This window comes from Inquilinus sp. (genome assembly GCF_057815775.1).
Genome location: NZ_JBYRFX010000463.1, coordinates 1 through 3,803 on the forward strand (window position 1 = coordinate 1; position 3,803 = coordinate 3,803).

Sequence of the window (3,803 nt, forward strand, 5' to 3'; positions counted from 1 at the left end):
CCGGCCGTGCCGCGGCCTCGGCCAAGGCGCGGGGCGGCGGGGTGAAGCGCCAGGTGGCGGCAACGGCGAAGATCGCCAGCACCAGCAGCGTCTCGACAGCGATCGACCGGGCCAGGTGCCGTGTTGCCGGGCGGTCGCCCGCCTCGGCCCGGCCGGTCAGGCGCCAGCGATTCAGCGCGGCCAGGCCGAACAGAGTCAGCACCAGCGCCAGCTTGGCCAGGAACACCTGGCCATAGGCGGTGGTCCACAGCGCCGAGACATGGTCCAGCTGGACCACGGCCAGGGTCAGGCCCGCCGCCACCAGCGGGGTGACGACGAAGGGAATCACGGCGGAGAAGCGGCGCAACGCGACCGCCGTCCCCGGTCCGCCGGCGCGCAGCTGCAGGGCCAGCGGCAGCAGCGATCCGGCCCAGATCGTGATGCAGACGGCGTGCAGGAACACGGCCGGCCGGGTCAGGGTCTGCGGTGCCGCGGCACTGGCATGGCCGCTGGCGGCCAGTGCCGCGCCGGTCGCGGCCAGGGCCAGCAGCGCCGGCACGGCCGAGACCGTCCCGCGCCGCAGCGCCAGCGCCGCCAAGCCGAGCGCCAGGGCCAGCGCCGTCAGCGCGGCGGAGGTGCCGTAGCTGGTGCCCCAGCCGGTGGCCCAGACCAGGCGCTGGGCCAGGCCGGACAGCGGCACGTCGAGCGCGTCCACCCCCTGCAACCCGACCGACAGCGGCGCGGCCGCCAGTCCCAGCAGCATCAGGGCGATGGCGGTGCGGGCGGCGCCGCGCGGCAGTGGCGCGACCAGGGCGCGATACACGGCGCCGCCGACGCCGAGGAACAGCGCGGCATAGAGGGCGATCTTCGCCAGCCAGATCGCCGCGCGGACCGGTTCGTCCACGATTTCGACCGCCTGGGGCGGCGGCCCGGCGCCGGGAGCCCCGACCGAGAAGATGACGGAGCCGCCGACGGGATGGCCGTCCTCGGAGATCACGCGCCAGCTCAGCACATGCGTGCCCGGCCCGATGCCGGGCGGCGCCACGACCACCAGCGTCGAATCCTCCAGCCGCACCTGGTCCAGCGTCACCGCCGTGCCGTCCGGCCCGATCAGCCGCAGCACCAGCGGCGACACCGGCTCGTTGAAGGTCAGGCTGAATCCGGCCGGCGCCGCGGCCACCACCGCATTGTCCGCCGGCTCGGCCTGCAGCAGCGAGGCATGTGCCCAGGCTGCTTGTGGGACGAGCATGGCCGCAAGCAAGGCGAAGAGGAGCGCGACCCAGAGCGAGCTTTTCCGTGGCCGGGTGGAGGGCCTTCTCGCTGGGCCGGGCATGGCGGGATCGCGCTCCATCGGCTTACTTCTTCGGCAGCAGCCGGACGCCCGGTGCCGGGGTCTCGTAATCGTCTGAATCCTTGCCCTCGGCCGGGATCTCGATCCAGCGGTCGGTGCCCTTCTCGCATTCCTGGATCACCGGGAAATACAGCTTGGTGTCGGGCTTCAGGCCGGCGCTGAGATAGCCGCGGAACACGAACTCGTCATAGAATTCGTCGGGCAGGTTGCCGCCGCTCCACACCACCTCCTTCACGCCCTCGCTGGTCGGCGTGCCGTAGTAGTCGTAGGACTCGGCGTACTTGCCCTTCACCGTCGCCAGCGTCCAACCGGCCTTGGGCATCGGCTTGACCGCGATCACCCCTTCGGGGATCTGGACCCGGATCTTGACGGTGGCGGAGCCGTCGCAGCCATGCGGCACGCGGAACACCGCCTTGTAGGCACCGCCGACCGGCGCCTCCTGGGTCTCCAGCGTGATGTGGGCGAAGGCCGGCGCGGTGCCGAGCAGGGCGAGCGCCAGGGCGGGCAGGATCGATTTCAGCATGGTCGTATCTCCGGGAAGGCCGGCCGTAGCCGGCATGGGATGAATCGAGGCGAAAAAGGTCAGGCGCCGGCGAGCAGGCGGCGCAGGGCCGCGACCCGTTCGGGGCCCGGCGTGCCGTAGGCGATGGTGTCGGTGAACCGGCCTTCGGCATCCATCAGGTAGATCATCGCCGAATGATCCATGGTGTAGTCGCCGTCGCCGGTCGGCACCTTGCGCCAGTAGACGCGATAGGCCTTGGCCACGGCGGTGATGTCGGCCTCGCTGCCGGTCAGCCCGATGATCCGCGAATCGAAGGACTGCAAATATTGCTGCAGCATCTCCGGCCGGTCCCGGTCCGGGTCGACGGTGACGAACAGCACCTTCAGCCGGTCGGCATCGGGGCCCAGCGCCTGCAGCGCCTGCGTCATCTCCCACAGCGTGGTCGGGCAGATCTCCGGGCAGCGGGTGAAGCCGAAGAAGATGGCGAAAGGCCGGCCCTTCAGATCGGTGTCGCTGATCGTCGCGCCGTTCTGGTCGGTCAGCCGGAACGGGCCACCGGGGGCCAGGCCGGACACCACGGTCCGGGCCGGCGAGGCCTGCGGGTAGAACAGCAGGAAGCCGCCGGCGCCGAGCAGGATGACGACGACTGCGAGCAGGACGGGGATCAGGATGCGGCGGCCCATCTCACTGCCCCGTGCCGGCGCCCGGCCCCGCGGCGCCGATTCCTTCGACCGAGAAGGTGACGTCGACGGTGCCGGCCTTCTCGAAGGTCAGGGTGCCGGCGAAGCTCTCACCCGCCTTCGGCCGTCGCTTCAGCTCCAGCAGCATCAGGTGGAAGCCGCCGGGCGCCAGTGCGGCCGATCCACCGGCCGGCACCGGCATCCCGTCCTGCATCAGGCGCATGGTCATGACGCCATCGGTCATGGCCATCTGGTGGATCTCGACCTTGCCGGCGATCTCGGCCGTGGCCGACACCAGCCGGTCCGGCTCCGTCCCGGCATTGTGGATTTCGGCATAGCCGCCGGCGACCTTGGCCCCGGCCGGCGTCGCCCGGCTCCAGGGGTGCACGATTTCGATCGCACCGGCCTTGAAGTCCTGGGCCAGGGCGGGACCGGCCGCCAGCAGCGACAGGGCCAGACCGAAGGCGGCGCCGGTCAGGCGCGCCGCATGCGCAGAAAATACCATGGTGAAACGCTCCAGGCAGGACCGGATCCGGGCGCGGGGCGTCGGAGGCCGGTCGTGAATCGTCACGGATCCGCGGCGCGAATCCGGGCAGATCAGGCCTGGGCGGGAGGAGCTCTTGGATTGGCCGGCGACCGTTGCGGCGCGGCGGCCACGGGGGCGGCCGGCCGGGGCGCGGGTTCTGGCGCCGCGGCCAGCTGCGGCACCAGCAGCACGGCGACGAAGGTCGGCACCAGATGGCCACCGAACATGCTGCAGCCAACGGTGCAGCAATCCGGCAGATGGGCATGTCCGGCGGGCTGGTCCGGCCGGTCGGGTGCTGCAGGGCTGCCGGTATCGACCTGGCAGAGGGCGGAGAGCGGGTCGAAGGCGAGGGGGGCGGCGCTGGCGCCGATGGAGAAACCGCCGATGACGGCCTGGAAGAACAGCAGATAGGCAGCGACCAGCGCGACCCATGATGTCCGTCCCTGTGCCCGCCTCATGCGCAATTCGCTGTTTCCCCCTTCAGCCCGGCCGGGATATCACGGTCGCGGCCGGGCGAAAACCCGGCCTGTCTGCGACATGGTGCCCGGCCGGCTTCCCGCCGGTCAGCTCTTGTAGCTGCGAGCCAGGGCGTCGGCGTTGCGCGCGAGCAGGCCGAGGTCGGACCCGACCGCGACGAAGCGGTAGCCCCATTCGATGTAGCGCCGGGCCTCGGCCTCGACCGAGGTCAGGATGCCGGCCGGCTTGCCGATCGCGGTCAGCCGCCGCACCGCGTCCTGGATCGCGGCCTGCACCTCGGGATGGGCC

General features: G+C 71.6%; 5 protein-coding genes and 1 pseudogene. All 6 read right to left on the reverse strand.

All coding sequences use genetic code 11. The features are described from left to right. The coding region (locus AC3XYG_RS16455; protein ID WP_489140930.1) for a copper resistance CopC/CopD family protein at positions 1-1,228 on the reverse strand (1,228 nt) is incomplete at its 3' end. A gap of 106 nt (positions 1,229-1,334) precedes the next feature. Further along, the gene (locus tag AC3XYG_RS16460; protein ID WP_489140931.1) at positions 1,335-1,853 is read right to left on the reverse strand and encodes a YcnI family copper-binding membrane protein; all 519 of its coding nucleotides are present in this window, start codon (positions 1,851-1,853) and stop codon (positions 1,335-1,337) included. Between the two features lie 59 nt (positions 1,854-1,912). Next, on the reverse strand, positions 1,913-2,515 hold the full coding sequence (locus AC3XYG_RS16465) for an SCO family protein (protein ID WP_489140932.1): 603 nt from the start codon (positions 2,513-2,515) through the stop codon (positions 1,913-1,915). A gap of 1 nt (position 2,516) precedes the next feature. Further along, on the reverse strand, positions 2,517-3,017 hold the full coding sequence (locus AC3XYG_RS16470; RefSeq protein WP_489140933.1) for a copper chaperone PCu(A)C: 501 nt from the start codon (positions 3,015-3,017) through the stop codon (positions 2,517-2,519). 92 nt (positions 3,018-3,109) lie between these two features. Beyond that, positions 3,110-3,496 (reverse strand): DUF2946 family protein, encoded by a 387-nt coding sequence (locus AC3XYG_RS16475; protein ID WP_489140934.1) that lies wholly within the window; start codon positions 3,494-3,496, stop codon positions 3,110-3,112. 105 nt (positions 3,497-3,601) lie between these two features. Further along, positions 3,602-3,803, reverse strand: a pseudogene (locus tag AC3XYG_RS16480) (2-dehydro-3-deoxyglucarate aldolase); the annotation flags it as partial.